This is a genomic window from Cryobacterium sp. AP27 (assembly GCF_056680495.1).
Genome location: NZ_CM155285.1, coordinates 3,145,880 through 3,159,376, shown reverse-complemented (window position 1 = coordinate 3,159,376; position 13,497 = coordinate 3,145,880). Strand labels below are relative to the sequence as shown.

Below are 13,497 nucleotides of genomic sequence, written 5' to 3'. Positions count from 1 at the left end.
TCACACGTCACCGGCTGAACACGCGAGAGCACACTCTACTCGAGCAGCAGCGCCGGCTCTTCAATGATGCTGGCCACGTCGGCGAGGAACCGGCTCGCCACATCGCCGTCAACGACCCGGTGGTCGAAACTGGCGCCGATGGTGGTCACAAAACGCGCGCGCACCTCGCCATCCACCACCCACGGCTTTTGTTTGATGGTTCCGAGGGCCACGATGCCCGCCTCACCCGAGTTGAGGATGGGGGTTCCGGTGTCCATGCCGAACACGCCGATATTGGTGATCGTGATCGTGCCATTGGCCATCTGTGCGGGGGTTGTCTTGCCGTCGCGCGCGGTGAGGGTGAGTGACTCAAGCGCGGATGCCAGCTCGAGCAGGCTCATGTCCTGCGCCTCCTTGATGTTCGGCACGATCAGTCCGCGCGGGGTAGCTGCGGCTATCCCGAGGTTCACATAGTGCCGCACGATGATCTCCTCATCGGTGAACGTGGAGTTCACCGTGGGATTGCGACGCACCGCCCAGATCATGGCCTTGGCCATGATCAGCAGCGGCGACACCCTCACGCCGGCGAAATCGGTGGAGGCCTTGAGCCGCTTCACGAATTCCATCGTGCGGGTCGCGTCCACGTCGACGAACAGGCTGACGTGCGGGGCGGTGAAGGCGCTCTTCACCATCGCCTGCGCGATGGTCTTGCGCACCCCCTTCACCGGAATGTGCTCGTCGCGATCCACCGGCCATTCCGGCGTCTGGATATTGCGGAACACGCTGGCCTGAGTGGCGGCGCGCAAGACGTCCTCGCGCGTGACGTCGCCGACCGCTCCGGTCGCTTCCACGAGGCCGAGCTCAACACCGAGGTCCTTCGCGAGCTTGCGGATCGGCGGCTTGGCCAAAACCGGACCCGCGGATGCCGCCGGTGACGTCGCGGAAACCGTGGCGGACGCGGATCGGGCCGGCGCGGGCGCGAGAGTCTCGTGCGCGATCGCCCGGCCACCGTGCCTCTGGCGGCGGGTGGGCATGGTGGCCGGAGCGGCGCGTCCCACGAGCACCTGGTCGGCCGGCTCGTCGGTGATGGTCGAGCCGGCGTCGGCGGCCGCGTCGGCGATTTCGCCGTCGGGAGCGCTCGCATCCTTTGCACCCGTTGCATCGTCAGCGGAACGAATCGTGATGATGACCGTGCCCACGTCGATCGTGGTGCCGGGCTGCACCAGGATCTCGCCGACGACACCCACGTAGGGCGAGGGGAGCTCCACGAGGGACTTGGCCGTCTCGATCTCGACGAGAACCTGATTGATCGCGACGGTGTCGCCGGGCGCCACCTTCCATTCCACGATTTCGGCCTCGGTGAGGCCCTCGCCAACATCGGGCAGGGTGAATTGCGACACGCTCATGAGGCGCCTTTCTTGCGAGTCAGTTGACGGGAGGTCACGAGAAGGCCAGCGACCGGTCGACGGCTTCGAGCACGCGGTCGGGGCTTGGCAGGAAGTGCGTCTCCACCGCGGCAGGCGGGAACGGAGTGTCGAAGCCCGACACCCGCAACACGGGAGCCTCCAGCGAATAAAAGGCCTTTTCGGCCACAGTCGCGGCAATTTCGCTGCCGACGCTGACGAAACCGGCGGCTTCCTGCGCGACCACGAGGTGGCCGGTCTTCTGCACGGACTCGAGGATGGGGCCGTAGTCGATCGGTGACAGCGAACGGAGGTCGATGACCTCCATGCTGATGCCTTCGGCGGCCGCGAGATCGGCGGCCTGCAGCAGCACGCTCACCATCGCCCCGTGACCGGTGACCGTGACGTCGGTACCCACCCGCACGACCTTGCTCTCGTGCAGCGGTGTTCCACTCTCCCCCAGCAGTACCTCGCCCTTGGGCCAGTAACGACTCTTGGGTTCGAAGAAGATCACCGGGTCATCACTCCGGATCGCCTGCTGCATCATCCAGTAGGCGTCGTGCGGATTCGAGGGGCTCACCACGCGAAGGCCCGGGGTGTGCGCGAAGTACGCCTCCGGGCTTTCCTGGTGGTGCTCGATCGAGCCGATGTGCCCGCCGTAGGGAATTCGAATGACCACGGGCATGATCAGCCCGCCCTCGTGGCGGTTGCGCATGCGGGCCAGCTGGCTGGTGATCTGGTCGAAGCCGGGGAAGACGAAGCCGTCGAACTGGATCTCGCACACGGGCCGGAAGCCGCGCATGGCAAGGCCGATGGCGGTGCCGATGATGCCCGATTCGGCGAGCGGTGTGTCGAGCACGCGCTTGTCGCCGAATTCGGCGATCAGCCCCTCCGTCACCCGAAAAACACCACCGAGCGGGCCGATGTCCTCGCCCATCAGCAGCACCTTGGGGTCGTCGAGCATCGCCTGACGCATTCCGGCGTTGAGCGCCTTCGTCATTGGCAGCGTGACCGACGCCGCGGCCAGGGCGTCGGGGCTCGTCGTGGTGGGCGCCGGCGGACGTACGGTCGTGTCGGTCATCAGTGGGACCCTTCCTCGAAGGACGCTTCGTAGCGTTCGAGCCAGGCGCGCTGCTCGGCCACGAGGGCGTGCGGTTCGGCGTAGACGTTGTCGAAGATGACCGAACGTTGCGGGCCGGTGATCTCGAGTGCGCGCCGCCTGGCATCCGCGGCGAAATCCGCGGCCTCCTCGTCGACCGCATCGAGGAACTGCTGCTCGATGCCGCGTCCCTGCAGGTAGCTGCGGAACCGCACGATCGGGTCGCGAGCCACCCAGTAGGCAAGCTCGTCGGGGTCCCGGTACTTGGTGGGATCGTCCGCCGTGGTGTGCGCGCCGACGCGATAGGTGAGCGCTTCGATCAGGGAGGGGCCACGACCGGCGCGGGCATCGTCCATGGATTTGCGCGTCACCGCGTAGCTCGCGAGCACGTCGTTGCCATCGATCTGGGTGCCCGGCATGCCGAAACCGCCGGCCCGCAGGTACAGCGGGGTGCGCGACTGGCGGGACACCGGAACGGAGATGGCCCACTGGTTGTTCTGCAGAAAGAAGACCTGGGGTGTCTGGTAACTCGCCGCGAACACGAGCGCCTCGCTGGCGTCTCCCTGGGACGACGCACCATCGCCGTAGTAGACGATCACGGCCTGATCGGTTTCCGGTGTTCCGGTGGCCGTCGAGCCGTCGAGCTGCATGCCCATCGCGTAGCCGGTGGCGTGCAGCGTCTGCGAGGCCAGCACGAGGGTGTACAGGTGAAAATTGCCGTGTTCTTCGGGCTTCCAGCCGCCCAGGGTGACCCCCCGCAGCATCCGCAGCACGTCGACGACGTCGAGCCCGCGGATCATGCCGACGACATGCTCGCGGTACGACGGGAACACGTGGTCCTGCGGGCGGGTCGCGTAGGCAGAACCGACTTGCGCGGCTTCCTGGCCGTGGCTTGGCACCCACAGGGCCAGCTGGCCCTGTCTCTGCAGGTTGGCGGCCTCCGTGTCGAATTTTCGCACCACCACCATGTCGCGGTAGAAGCGGCGGTAGTCGTCCTCGGTCAGCGCCTCGAGGTACGGCAGGAACTCCGCCGCGGACTCACTCGGCTCCAGGCGTCCCGCGGGCGTGAGCATGCTCACCGTCGGGCTCGTTGCCGCGTTGTGCTGACCCGTCGGGTCGATGGTCTGGGCGGTCACGTCTAATCCTTCCGTCGTGCCGCGTGTTCGGGCGGGAGCGACTCGATAATGTCTGCGGTTGCCATGAGGAGTTTCTGAATCGCTTCGTCTTCGCCGATGGACACCCGGATGCCCTCGGGCGGGAAGGGCCGCACGATCAGCCCGGCGGCGGCGAGCGTTTCCGCCACGGCCGCTGTCTCCTCGCCGGTGGGCAGCCAGAGGAAGTTCCCCTGCGACGCGGGAAGGCTCCAGCCCTGCAGGGTGAGAGCGCGCCACGTGGCGTCGCGGCGGGCCACGAGCACGCTCACGCGCCCGAGCAGCTCGGGTTCCAGGGCGAGGCTCGCGATGGCGGCGGCACTGGCCGGCCCGGTGACCGAGAGCGGAATCGCGGTCGCGCGGGCCGCGTCGAGAACGTTGACGGCACCAAGGGCGTAGCCCACGCGCAGGCCGGCGAGACCGTAGGCCTTGGAGAACGTGCGCAGCACTACGAGGTTCGGGTAACCCACGAGTAGCGGGCTGCCGGAGACCGCATCGAGATCGGTCACGAACTCGGCGTACGCCTCGTCGAGAAGCACGAGCAGGTCGGCGGGAATCGCCGCCATGAAGGCGTGGAACTCGTCGGCGGTGACGATGCTGCCCGTGGGGTTGTTCGGTGAGCAGATGATGACGACCCGGGTGCGATCGGTGATGGCGGCGGCCATGGCCGCCAGGTCGTGCCCGTGGTCGGGTCGGTTCGGCACGCGGACGCTCGTGGCTCCGGCCACGGTGACGAGACCCGGGTAGGCCTCGAATGAACGCCACGAGTAGACGACCTCGTCGCCTGGTCCTGCCGCGGCCAGGATCAGCTGCGCCAACAGGGCAACGGACCCGCTTCCGACGTGCACCTGCTCGGTGTCGACGCCGTACTTGGCGGCGAGCTGTTCCCGCAGGGCGAGCGCCGAGGCATCCGGGTAGCGGTTGAACGCGGTTTCGGCCTGGACGGCGGCGATGACGCCCGGTAGTGGATCGAACGGGTTCTCGTTGCTGGACAGTTTGAACGCATCGGCCTGTGCCGGTTTGCCCTGCTTATATGCCGGCAGGGCGATGATCTCCGGGCGCAGTCGGACTGAGGGCTGGTCAGATTGGCTCACTCCGCGATTCTACGCCGCCCCATATTCATGGCCGGGCATGTTTTTTCTGCCTTGTTCGAGCCGGTGAGGGTGTCATTATGGGTGCATGGCCCGATTTCTGCTCAAGCTCCTCGTCAATGCGGTGGCCCTGTGGGTGACGGCGAGCCTCGTCGCCGGCGTGCATGTGCTGCCGTACGCCCCCGACACCGGTGCCGTCGTTGTCACCTATCTGCTCGTGGCCTTCATTTTCGGCGTCGTGAACACGATCGTCGGGAGCGTCATTCGCGTCGTCGCCTTTCCCCTCTATATCCTGACGCTCGGCTTGTTCGCACTCATCGTCAACGGGGCACTGCTGCTGCTGTCCGCGTGGTTTTCGGGCTTTCTCGGCTTCGGGCTTGTCGTCGACGGCTTCTGGGACGGTGTCCTCGGCGCTCTCGTGCTGAGCATCGTGAGCTGGCTCCTCGGCCTCATCGTTCGCGCCCGGCGGGACTAGGCACCAGGCGTTCGCCCTTCCATCTGGTTGCTGAGCCGACGCCGGTTCCCAGGGTGGTCGTCAGCAGGCCGGCGAAGTCCGTCAGCCGAGTCTCCGGGGAACGGTCCATGGCCCGGGCCGTGGCCGCATAGGCCGACATGCTGTGGGCCGGAAGCGGGTCGTCGGTCGGGATCGACTGGTTGTGAAAGGCCTCGCGGCGCACGATAAGCCGGTCACCGACCGCCTCCGCTCCACCGACACCGCCCACCCCGGTCAGGGCGGGAACGAGGTCGTTGGTGTGTTCCACGGCGATCTCGGAAACGCCCTCCGGAACCGGGACGTTGCCCTCCGGCGCCCCGAATGTCACAACGGCTTTCGTATTGAACGCGCGGCCCGCCGCCAGGATTTGCACCACGGCCCCACCCTGCGAGTGTCCGGCGAAAACCACGGGGTCGCCGGGCTTGATCCCGGCTTTGCGCATGGCCTGGGCGACTGCGTCGGCCGAGGCGGGTTCCCCTCCGGCTACGGCATCGAGGTTTGAGGTGATGTCCCACGGTTGCGAGGTCGTGATGGGGCTCCACTCCACGGTTCCCGGCACGTACACGCCCCACGAGGGGCGCTCCGGGTCGCCGTACTTCTCAATCCGCACCTGCGGGCGACGCGCCTCGGCCTGCGGGATGCGAGAGGCGACCTCTTCGAGGCTGGTGGGAGCCCGAACCGGGACGGCCGCTCCCCGGCGGGTCACGGCCACAGGACCGTCGCGGAACAGGCCGACGGATCGTCCCGCGATGACCGTCTCTTGCGCCGCGCTCTGTGTGCCTCGGATGCCCGCACCGCCCTCGCCGAGAAATCGTGACAGGGAAAGCGGCATGTGCAGTGCACCGGCTTGAACGTCGTCGAGCGAGGACATAACGACCCTTAACGCGCCGACGAACGCCGTGCTCGTGAGCACCCGCGGATCCAGCTGCAGCGTGGGGGCCGTCGCGCGCGACGGCGGACGCTCTTCGACCGCCGTGAACACCGGCTGTCCATTCACCAGAATGTCCGCCCTCTGGACGACGGCGCCGCTCGCGACGAGGACGGCGGCCCACAGCAGCAGCGCCTGCACCGGCGGAAACTGGCCGAGCACCGCACCGAGCCGCCACCCCACTTCCTCCCCCAGAATGCGACCGCCGTTCGCACGAGCGCGTTCGACCAGACCGTATGCCTGGGCAGCGCTCTCAAGCCGGTCGGCGAGATCGCCGCTGCCCACCTCGATCGCCTCGGCGGCCCCTGCCGCACGCATCACCGACGCCCCGACAGTGCCGTGCACCCATTGCGGGGCCGGACTCAGTTGCAACTCACGAATGCGAGCCAGCCGCAACTGCCAGTCGTTTGCCTCGCCCTGAAGGCGGCGCATTTGCTGCATCTGCGCAAACACGGTGTCGGTCTCGACCATGAAGCTGCCTCCGCCGGAGAGCACCAGGTCGCCGTCGTTCATTGTGCCCCTTCCCCCGCACACGATCGGGCCCGCCAGGCCGCCTGGACGTCATGCACCTGGCGGTACACGAACAACGCCCGTTCACCAGAGCCCGGCATGTGCCCGGTCGATGGCCACTGTCGCCTCCCACACCGCATCCTCGAGCAGGCGCGCAAGCGCGTCGCTTTCGCTGCGCAAGTGCTCGAGCCGGTCCAGGTACCCCTGTTGAGCCGTGCCCCGCCATGTGTGTGTGACGCCTTCCGTCGAAAGGCTCTGCCGCGCGGCCTGCACATCATCGTGAAGTGCGGCGAGCAGCGTCCGCTGGTGGCGGAGTGCCGGAACCGGATTCGGGGCGGTGCCCAGGACATCGGCCAGGGGGTACATTTGGTCTCCTTCTCACCGTCGAGAGTGGCACCGTGCGCCCCCGTTCATCCCGCACTTCCCACATCTGTCGATAGATATTCATCCGGTTCACTGTGGAGGAGCGCAAAAGTGCTCCACAATGACAGCATGAGTTTTGTGTCGCTCAATCCCGACGAGTCGACGCCCTTCCGCATCATTTTTGTGTGCACCGGAAACATCTGCCGCTCCCCAATGGCCGAACTGGTGCTGCGGGACCTGTTCACTCGTTCCGGCCTCGGCCGCCTCGTGAGCACGAGTTCCGCCGGGACGGGCGACTGGCATGTCGGTGAGCGCGCCGACGCCCGCACCATCGCCGCGCTGGCGGCCAGGGGCTATGACGGAAGCCACCATCGTGCACGACAGTTCGATCCGGCGTGGTTCGCGGATTTCGATCTCGTTGTCGTGCTCGACCGGGCGCAGGATCGTGTTCTGCGCAACTGGGCGACGACCGACGGCGACCGCGACAAGGTGCGGTTGCTGCTCAGTTTCGACCCGGAACAGGCGGCCCTCAGCGATGTTCCCGACCCGTACTATTCCACCGATGCGCTCTTTGCCTCGGTTTTAGGCATGATTGAGAGAGCAAACCAGGCGCTGTTCATGCAACTCGCGCCAGCAATACGACAGGGAGACCGATGAGTCCACTACCCCCGCAGGTTCTAAGTCCACTCGATGGCCGTTACCGCAGCATCGTCACCGAACTGGGTGAGCACCTCTCGGAGGCCGGGCTGAACCGCGCCCGGGTGCAGGTTGAGATCGAATGGCTCATCGTGCTCACCGACCGCGGCCTCTTCGGATCGGCACCGCTCGACCCGGAGCAGAAGGCCTCGTTGCGGTCGCTCGTGACCGAGTTCGGCCAGGCCGAGATCGACGAACTCGCCGAGCTCGAGGCCACAACTCGGCACGATGTGAAGGCCGTGGAATACCTGGTTCGCCGCCGTCTCACCACGCTCGGGCTCGACCACATTGCCGAACTCACCCACTTCGCTGCAACCAGCGAGGACATCAACAACCTGTCGTACGCACTCACGGTGAGCCAGGCCGTTCACGAGGTGTGGCTGCCGAAGTACCGACTCGTGATCGAGGCGCTGCGCGGCCGAGCACTCGAATTTCGCGGCGATGCCATGCTCGCCCGCACGCACGGCCAGCCGGCCACGCCCACCACAATGGGCAAGGAACTCGCCGTCTTCGTGCACCGCCTCGAGCGCATCCTGAAACAGGTGGAGTCGAACGAGTATCTCGGCAAGTTCAGCGGTGCCACCGGCACGTTCGCCGCCCACGTCGTTGCGGAGCCGTCCGTCGACTGGCCCGCCGTCTCCCGCGAATTCGTGGAGGGCCTCGGCCTCGGCTGGAACCCGCTCACCACGCAGATCGAGTCCCACGACTGGCAGGCCGAGCTCTACTCGAAGATTTCGCATTCCAACCGCGTGCTGCACAACCTGGCGACGGACATCTGGACCTACATTTCCATCGGCTACTTCCGGCAGATTCCACAGGTCGGTGCCACCGGCTCGTCCACGATGCCGCACAAGATCAACCCGATCCGCTTTGAGAACGCCGAGGCGAACCTGGAACTCTCGAGCGCGATTCTTGATTCGCTCGCGTCAACTCTGGTGACGTCGAGACTACAGCGCGACCTCACCGACTCCACGACGCAGCGCAATATCGGTGTGGGCTTCGGGCATTCCCTGCTCGCCCTGGACAACATCCTGCGCGGCCTTGGCGAGATCGACATCGACCGTGCCCAGCTCACGGGCGATCTTGACTCCAACTGGGAGATTCTCGGTGAGGCGATCCAGACCGTGATTCGCGCCGAGGTGTCGGCCGGACGCTCCACGATCGCCGACCCCTACGCGCTGCTCAAGGAGCTCACCCGAGGCAAGCGCATCAACCGCGACGACCTCGTGGCCTTCGTCTCCGGTCTTGAAATCGGTGACGCCGCCAAGGCCCGGCTGCTCGAGCTCACGCCGGGCACGTACGTGGGACTGGCCGACCCGCTCGTCGAGTATCTCGGCTAGCACCACCCGATCGCCCCGAAAAGCGGATGCCTCAAGCCCCAAAATCCGGGCTCGAGGCATCCGCTTTCCGGTTGTCGACGTGAGGCTAGTGCCCGTTCTGCTCGTCGATGTCGGACTTCTCGTCGGCGTTGGGCTTGATGCCGAGTACGAGCATGGCGATGAAAACGAGCGCCACAATGAATGTGATGCCGAGCGTGATGAGGGACAGCACGATGTCGCGGGTGGTCAGCAGAACGGTGAGACCCACGAACAGGGCCAGCACCCCGGAGATTCCGACGAGCTCGACGGGCTTCAAACGGTCGCGGCGGCTGGGCTGGTGCGGGGTGTTCTGGGTCACTGGGAGTCCGAATCTGTGGTGACGGGGGCGACGGTGCGCGCGGCATCCGTTGTCGCCCATTTGAGTGAGAGCCCGGCAATGACCAGGTACACGCCGATCATGACCAGGTAGGCGCCGAGCAGGCCCACCGACACGACGGCGTTCGGGGGCAAGAGCAGGAAGATGAGGGCGAGTACGGCGGTCGCGGCGCCGACGAGCATCCAGTCCTTCGCGACGATCGAGCGCCCACGGGCGCGGGTTCCGCTGTAGAGCTCAAGGAAGCCGGTGACCGCGGCCCAGACGCTCACGAGGTAGAGGAAGAAGCCGAGACCGCCCGTATGAAATGCCAGCGCCAGACCGCCGGCGACGATGCCGACCACGCCCTGGATCAGGAACAACCGGCGCGCACGCACATCGGTGAGGGTGAGCCGGCTCACCACGGCCAACAGAATGCCGGAGGCGAGCGCGAAGGAGCCGAAACCGACGAGACCGAAGGCTGCGGAATGGTCACGGTTGAACGTGATCGCCGCGGCGGGAATCAGGGCGAGAACGGCTCGGCCGATCGGAACCGTCCAATACCGTGCGCCGGTGCCCGTGCCGGATGTTTCCAGCGCTGTGGCCACGCCTGCCTCTTTCACTCCGCGAATATCTACCCCTGTAGTCTACGCGGCGGCTAGAGCGCCTTGACGGCGGTGAGTACCCGGCCGAGGCTGTCCTTCGCGTCACCGAACAGCATCGTGGTCTTCGGGTCGAAGAGGAGTTCATTCTCGATCCCGGCGAAACCGGGCCGCATGGACCGTTTCAGGAACACAACCTGTGTCGCGTGGCTCACCTCCAGGATCGGCATGCCGTAGATCGGCGACCCGGGCGAGGTCTTCGCGGCGGGATTCACGACGTCGTTGGCGCCCACAACGAGCACCACGTCGGTGTTCTTGAACTCCGGATTGACCTCCGCCATTTCCTTGAGCGACTCGTAGGGCACATTCGCCTCGGCGAGCAGCACGTTCATATGGCCGGGCATGCGACCGGCCACGGGATGAATCGCGAAGGCGACGTTCACACCCTGCGCCTCGAGGGTCAGGGCCAGCTCGGCGACCGCGTGCTGCCCCTGGGCTACGGCCAGCCCGTAGCCGGGCACGATCACCACGCGCTCCGCGTAACGCAGCAGCACGGCGATGTCGTCCGGGGCCCCGGAGCGCACCGGGCGGTCGCTTTGCGTGGTCGAACCGGCCGTGGATCCGCCGCGGAAGGCCCCGAAGAGGATGCCGCTCACGCCGCGTCCCATCGCGCTGGCCATCGCGCGGGTGAGGATCGTTCCGCTGGCTCCGACGAGGGTGCCGGCCACCACGAGCAGCACATTGTCGAGCACGATTCCGGAGGCGGCGACGGCGAGCCCCGTGAATGCGTTCAGCAGCGAGATGACGATCGGGACATCCGCTCCCCCGACCGGGAGAACGAGGAGCAGTCCGAGGCCCAGCGACAGCACGAGGAGCAGGATCGCCCACAGCAGGTTTCCGGTTCCGATCAGCAGACCGCCGGCCAGGACCGCGGCGAGGAGCACGGCCGAGACGAGCCAGCGCATGCCGGGGAAGACAAACGGGCGCGTGCTGATGAGTTCCTGGAGTTTCGCCACGGTGACGATGGAGCCGGCGAAGGAGACCGAACCGATGAGCAGGGTGAATGCCACGGCCAGCAGGATCGCGGGATTGTCGCTGTGGGCGATTTCGAGCATGGCCACGAGGGCGGCCGCGCCGCCGCCGACGCCGTTGAACAGGGCGACGAGTTGCGGCATCTGGGTCATCTGCACGCGCCGGGCGATCGGGGCGGCGATGGCGGATCCCACCGCGATGGCGCCCAGGATGGCGGGGATGTTCTCCAGGCGTGCGGACAGGAAGACCGTGATCACAGCCAGCAGCGCGCCCCCGGCGCCGATGAGGTTACCGCGGCGCGCGGTGCGCGGGGAGCTCAGGCCCTTGAGGGCGAGAATGAAGCAGATGGCGGCCGCAAGATAGAGCACCGCGGTCCACTGCGTCGACAGGATGCTCATTTCGTTTCCCCCGTGCGGTCGGTGGCCGGCGCTGGTCGGCGGCCGCGGAACATGCCGAGCATACGGTCGGTCACCACGAATCCGCCCACGAGGTTGACCGTGGCGAGCACAACGGCCGTCAGCCCGAGGGCCAGCACCCAGCCGTTTGTCGCCTGGCCGGCCACGATGATGGCACCCACGAGGATGATGCCGTGGATGGCGTTGGCGCCACTCATCAACGGGGTGTGCAGGGTGCTTGAGACCTTCGAGACCACCTCGAAGCCCACGAACGTGGACAGCACGACGACGGTCAACAGGGTGATCGGGTCCATCAGCGTTCTCCCTCGGTCGTGGATGTGCTCGGTTGCCGCTCGGCGATCGGTGGCGCGAGCAGTGCTGCGGTCGGCGCGTGCCGCACCGTCCCCTCGGCCGTCAGGCAGGCGCCGCTGATCACCTCATCGTCGAAGTCGGGCGCGACGTTGCCGTCGTGTGTCATCAGGGCCAGGAAATTGGCGACATTCTTCGCGTAGAGGCGCGACGCATCCGTGGGCAGGGCGGATGCCGCATCCTTCATTCCCACAAGGATCACCGTGCCGTCGGCCTCGGTCGAAGGCACCGGCAGGTCGCTGCCGGCGATCACACCGGCCACGTTGCCGCCCGACTCGGCGGCGAGGTCAACCACGACGGATCCCGGGCGCATCGCGGCCACCATCTCGTGTGTCACGAGCAGCGGAGCCGGGCGACCGGGAATGGCAGCCGTGGTGATGAGCACATCGGCGGCCGCGACGTACGGCGCGAGCAGCTCGCGTTGCCGTACGGCGCGGTCCTGACTGAGCTCCCGCGCATACCCGCCGGCACCCTCGATCGCGTCGAGGTCGAGGTTCACGAAGGTGGCACCCATCGACGCCACCTCGTCGGCCGAGGCCGGGCGCACGTCGTAGGCGGAGACCCGGGCGCCGAGCCGCTTGGCGGTGCCGATCGCCTGCAGACCGGCGACTCCCGCGCCGAGCACCAGCACCCGGGCCGGCGGAATGGTGCCCGCGGCCGTCATATACAACGGGAAGAACCGGGGAAAGCGCATCGCGGCCTCCAGCACAGCGCGGTAGCCCGCTACCAGGGACTGCGAGGTGAGGGCATCCATCGACTGCGCCCTCGACAGGCGCGGCAGCAGTTCCAGCGCGAACGACGTGACGCCGGCCTTCGCCAGGGCGCTCACCGTGGCCAGCTCGGTGGCCGGGGACGCCAGGCCGATGGTAATGGCTCCGCGCCGGAGCCGGGCGGCCAGGCCCGGTGCCAGCGGACGCACGTGGCAGAACACGTCGAGGTCGCCGATCGCGAGCTGGGTGACGACCGTGGCACCGGCCTTCGCATAGGCCGAATCGGCGTACCCGGCCTGCGTCCCGGCTCCCGTCTCAATGAGGACTTCGAGGCCCAGGGCCACCAACTGGGCAACCGTCTCCGGTGTCGCAGCGACGCGGCGCTCCCCCGCTCGACGCTCTCGTGCGATCACAACCCTCACGTGCGGCTCCCTCCCGACGAGCACCGCCCTGGCCGGTTACGGTCCGTGCGACACTGCTGACGTACCAATCTTCTGACCTACCCCGTAGCGTAGCGAAAACGAGAGCCCGTCCGATCGGCGACACTGAAGGGAACGGGACTGGACGACAAGTCCGACGCAAAAGGTGAGGCATATGGTGGTCGGGCGAGCGCGCATCCAGGAGTTCCTGACGTTTTTCGGCGGATCGGCCGTGGGGCTGGCGATCGACCTGGTCGGGTTCTCGCTTCTGATCCTGACCGGTCTCGTGCCGTGGCAGGCCAACGCGATCAGTTCGTCCCTCGCCCTCACCGCGGTCTATTTTCTTGTGGTGCGATTCGCTTTCGCCGCCGAGGCGCGGGTAGCAACGTATGTGGCGTTTTTCGCCTGGTACGGAGCCACGATCGTGGTGTTCTCGGTGTTGATTCAGGCGGCCGCGAACCTCACGGACGGGCCGCCCCTCGTCTGGAAGCTCGCGTCAATCCCGATCTCGTTCGGGTCGAACTACCTGTTCAGCCGGTACCTGTTTCGCCCTCGCGACCCCGAACCGACCCTGCAGGGCTAAGCG

The 13,497-nt window shown here is 66.9% G+C and carries 15 protein-coding genes; 4 read left to right on the top strand and 11 right to left on the bottom strand.

Features of this window, described 5'->3' with window-relative positions:
- Window positions 1-35: 35 nt before the first annotated feature.
- From AC1MB9_RS14990 to AC1MB9_RS14975, 4 genes are all read right to left on the bottom strand, one after another.
- Complete coding sequence (locus tag AC1MB9_RS14990; protein WP_479962716.1) at window positions 36-1,385, bottom strand: dihydrolipoamide acetyltransferase family protein; 1,350 nt, start codon at window positions 1,383-1,385, stop codon at window positions 36-38.
- A gap of 34 nt (window positions 1,386-1,419) precedes the next feature.
- Window positions 1,420-2,382, bottom strand: coding sequence for an alpha-ketoacid dehydrogenase subunit beta (locus AC1MB9_RS14985; protein ID WP_479964667.1), 963 nt, complete (start codon window positions 2,380-2,382; stop codon window positions 1,420-1,422).
- Window positions 2,383-2,462: 80 nt separating this feature from the next.
- A complete protein-coding gene (locus AC1MB9_RS14980; protein WP_479964666.1) occupies window positions 2,463-3,554 on the bottom strand; it encodes a thiamine pyrophosphate-dependent dehydrogenase E1 component subunit alpha in 1,092 nt (363 codons plus the stop codon).
- Between the two features lie 65 nt (window positions 3,555-3,619).
- Window positions 3,620-4,726 (bottom strand): histidinol-phosphate transaminase, encoded by a 1,107-nt coding sequence (locus AC1MB9_RS14975; protein WP_479962715.1) that lies wholly within the window; start codon window positions 4,724-4,726, stop codon window positions 3,620-3,622.
- Between the two features lie 85 nt (window positions 4,727-4,811).
- Here AC1MB9_RS14975 and AC1MB9_RS14970 point away from each other — a divergent pair, with 85 nt between their 5' ends.
- Window positions 4,812-5,198 (top strand): phage holin family protein, encoded by a 387-nt coding sequence (locus AC1MB9_RS14970; protein WP_479962714.1) that lies wholly within the window; start codon window positions 4,812-4,814, stop codon window positions 5,196-5,198.
- Here AC1MB9_RS14970 and AC1MB9_RS14965 read toward each other — a convergent pair.
- Window positions 5,173-6,657, bottom strand: a complete 1,485-nt coding sequence (locus AC1MB9_RS14965; RefSeq protein ID WP_479962713.1) for a hypothetical protein — start codon at window positions 6,655-6,657, stop codon at window positions 5,173-5,175. The genes AC1MB9_RS14970 and AC1MB9_RS14965 overlap by 26 nt on opposite strands.
- An 81-nt stretch (window positions 6,658-6,738) precedes the next feature.
- Entirely contained in the window at window positions 6,739-7,020 is a 282-nt protein-coding gene (locus tag AC1MB9_RS14960) for a hypothetical protein (protein ID WP_479962712.1), read from the bottom strand.
- 126 nt (window positions 7,021-7,146) lie between these two features.
- Here AC1MB9_RS14960 and AC1MB9_RS14955 point away from each other — a divergent pair, with 126 nt between their 5' ends.
- Window positions 7,147-7,674 carry a low molecular weight protein-tyrosine-phosphatase gene (locus tag AC1MB9_RS14955; RefSeq protein WP_479962711.1) on the top strand — a complete coding sequence of 176 codons (528 nt, stop codon included), beginning with the start codon at window positions 7,147-7,149 and terminating at the stop codon, window positions 7,672-7,674.
- A complete protein-coding gene (gene purB / locus AC1MB9_RS14950) occupies window positions 7,671-9,053 on the top strand; it encodes an adenylosuccinate lyase (protein ID WP_479962710.1) in 1,383 nt (460 codons plus the stop codon). Before AC1MB9_RS14955 ends, purB begins: the two co-directional genes overlap by 4 nt.
- Before the next feature lie 85 nt (window positions 9,054-9,138).
- Here the strand turns inward: purB and AC1MB9_RS14945 are convergent, their stop codons facing one another.
- The 5 genes from AC1MB9_RS14945 to AC1MB9_RS14925 are packed head-to-tail and all read right to left on the bottom strand — an operon-like array spanning window position 9,139 to window position 12,914.
- A complete protein-coding gene (locus AC1MB9_RS14945) occupies window positions 9,139-9,390 on the bottom strand; it encodes a hypothetical protein (RefSeq protein ID WP_479962709.1) in 252 nt (83 codons plus the stop codon).
- The gene (locus AC1MB9_RS14940; RefSeq protein WP_479962708.1) at window positions 9,387-9,992 is read right to left on the bottom strand and encodes an HdeD family acid-resistance protein; all 606 of its coding nucleotides are present in this window, start codon (window positions 9,990-9,992) and stop codon (window positions 9,387-9,389) included. Before AC1MB9_RS14940 ends, AC1MB9_RS14945 begins: the two co-directional genes overlap by 4 nt.
- A gap of 50 nt (window positions 9,993-10,042) precedes the next feature.
- Window positions 10,043-11,416: an NAD(P)(+) transhydrogenase (Re/Si-specific) subunit beta gene (locus AC1MB9_RS14935; protein ID WP_479962707.1), complete on the bottom strand. Its 1,374-nt coding sequence runs from the start codon at window positions 11,414-11,416 to the stop codon at window positions 10,043-10,045.
- Window positions 11,413-11,727 carry an NAD(P) transhydrogenase subunit alpha part 2 gene (locus AC1MB9_RS14930; protein ID WP_479962706.1) on the bottom strand — a complete coding sequence of 105 codons (315 nt, stop codon included), beginning with the start codon at window positions 11,725-11,727 and terminating at the stop codon, window positions 11,413-11,415. Before AC1MB9_RS14930 ends, AC1MB9_RS14935 begins: the two co-directional genes overlap by 4 nt.
- A complete protein-coding gene (locus tag AC1MB9_RS14925; RefSeq protein WP_479962705.1) occupies window positions 11,727-12,914 on the bottom strand; it encodes a Re/Si-specific NAD(P)(+) transhydrogenase subunit alpha in 1,188 nt (395 codons plus the stop codon). The genes AC1MB9_RS14930 and AC1MB9_RS14925 overlap by 1 nt, the downstream gene beginning before the upstream one ends.
- 172 nt (window positions 12,915-13,086) lie before the next feature.
- On the opposite strand from AC1MB9_RS14925, the gene AC1MB9_RS14920 reads away from it, so the two are divergent.
- Window positions 13,087-13,494: a GtrA family protein gene (locus AC1MB9_RS14920; RefSeq protein ID WP_479962704.1), complete on the top strand. Its 408-nt coding sequence runs from the start codon at window positions 13,087-13,089 to the stop codon at window positions 13,492-13,494.
- The last annotated feature ends 3 nt before the right edge of the window (window positions 13,495-13,497 follow it).

Bases quoted from the DNA above. Each gene is read 5' to 3' on its own strand.
- AC1MB9_RS14990 (WP_479962716.1), bottom strand. From the start codon at position 1,385: ATGAGCGTGTCGCAATTCACCCTGCCCGATGTTGGCGAGGGCCTCACC.
- AC1MB9_RS14985 (WP_479964667.1), bottom strand. From the start codon at position 2,382: ATGACGAAGGCGCTCAACGCCGGAATGCGTCAGGCGATGCTCGACGAC.
- AC1MB9_RS14980 (WP_479964666.1), bottom strand. From the start codon at position 3,554: ATGCTCACGCCCGCGGGACGCCTGGAGCCGAGTGAGTCCGCGGCGGAG.
- AC1MB9_RS14970 (WP_479962714.1), top strand. From the start codon at position 4,812: ATGGCCCGATTTCTGCTCAAGCTCCTCGTCAATGCGGTGGCCCTGTGG.
- AC1MB9_RS14965 (WP_479962713.1), bottom strand. From the start codon at position 6,657: ATGAACGACGGCGACCTGGTGCTCTCCGGCGGAGGCAGCTTCATGGTC.
- AC1MB9_RS14960 (WP_479962712.1), bottom strand. From the start codon at position 7,020: ATGTACCCCCTGGCCGATGTCCTGGGCACCGCCCCGAATCCGGTTCCG.
- AC1MB9_RS14955 (WP_479962711.1), top strand. From the start codon at position 7,147: ATGAGTTTTGTGTCGCTCAATCCCGACGAGTCGACGCCCTTCCGCATC.
- purB (WP_479962710.1), top strand. From the start codon at position 7,671: ATGAGTCCACTACCCCCGCAGGTTCTAAGTCCACTCGATGGCCGTTAC.
- AC1MB9_RS14935 (WP_479962707.1), bottom strand. From the start codon at position 11,416: ATGAGCATCCTGTCGACGCAGTGGACCGCGGTGCTCTATCTTGCGGCC.
- AC1MB9_RS14930 (WP_479962706.1), bottom strand. From the start codon at position 11,727: ATGGACCCGATCACCCTGTTGACCGTCGTCGTGCTGTCCACGTTCGTG.
- AC1MB9_RS14920 (WP_479962704.1), top strand. From the start codon at position 13,087: ATGGTGGTCGGGCGAGCGCGCATCCAGGAGTTCCTGACGTTTTTCGGC.